The sequence below is a fragment of the Streptomyces milbemycinicus genome, assembly GCF_002154605.1.
Classification (GTDB): domain Bacteria; phylum Actinomycetota; class Actinomycetes; order Streptomycetales; family Streptomycetaceae; genus Streptomyces; species Streptomyces milbemycinicus.
Genome location: NZ_MUNE01001255.1, coordinates 1 through 742, shown reverse-complemented (window position 1 = coordinate 742; position 742 = coordinate 1). Strand labels below are relative to the sequence as shown.

Sequence of the window (742 nt, the reverse complement as noted above, 5' to 3'; positions counted from 1 at the left end):
ACCCCTTCGCCTCCGGGTCCCCGAACCCGATGAACTGCCAGAAAATCGGCAGCCGCGCCGCCTCGCACAGCGCCTTCTCGGCGGCGGCCTTGCTGGTGGGCGCGCCATCCGTCTGGAAGATCACGAACGCGGGGTCGGTGGCACCGGAGGCCTGATAGTGGTCGATGACCGCCTTGATCGCGTGGTGGTAGTTGGTACGCCCCATATGGCCGAGCGAGGAGTGCAGCTCCTCGATGCGGCCGCTGTAGTTCGCCAGGTCGACATCCGCGGTGCCGTCGATGTCCGTCGAGAAGAACACGACCGGGACGGTGCCGTCGTCGTCCAGGTTCGCGGAGAGGGCGAGGGCCTGCTCGGCGAGATGCTGGACGGTGCCGTCCTTGTAGTAGCTCCGCATCGACCCCGACCGGTCCAACACGAGATAAACGGCGGCCCGCCGCCCCGCGAGGCCCTTCTGCGCCAGCGCGTCGGCAGCGCTCTTGTACAGACTGACGAGCCCGGGCGCGCGGGTCTCCACGTCGCTGAGGGGGATGGCGGCGTCTCCTTCGTCGGTGGCCTTGGCGTTCGCGTCGGCGGCCGGAGTGTTGGCCTCTGCCTCTGCCTCCGCCTCCGTCTCTGCCTTGGCCGCGGGGGCGGTCTCCTTCGCTTCGGCGGTGGCTGCCTGCTCCCGCTCCGTTTCGGCCGCGTCCGTCGTGTCGGCCCCGGCCGGAGTGTCGCTCTCGGCCTTCGGCGCGGGGTCGTCGGC

Annotated in this window: 1 protein-coding gene; it reads right to left on the bottom strand. The window is 70.4% G+C overall.

The window, feature by feature from the left end:
* Positions 1-742: VWA domain-containing protein (locus tag CCN51_RS52465; RefSeq protein ID WP_245881912.1), on the bottom strand; the 742-nt coding region annotated here is incomplete at both ends.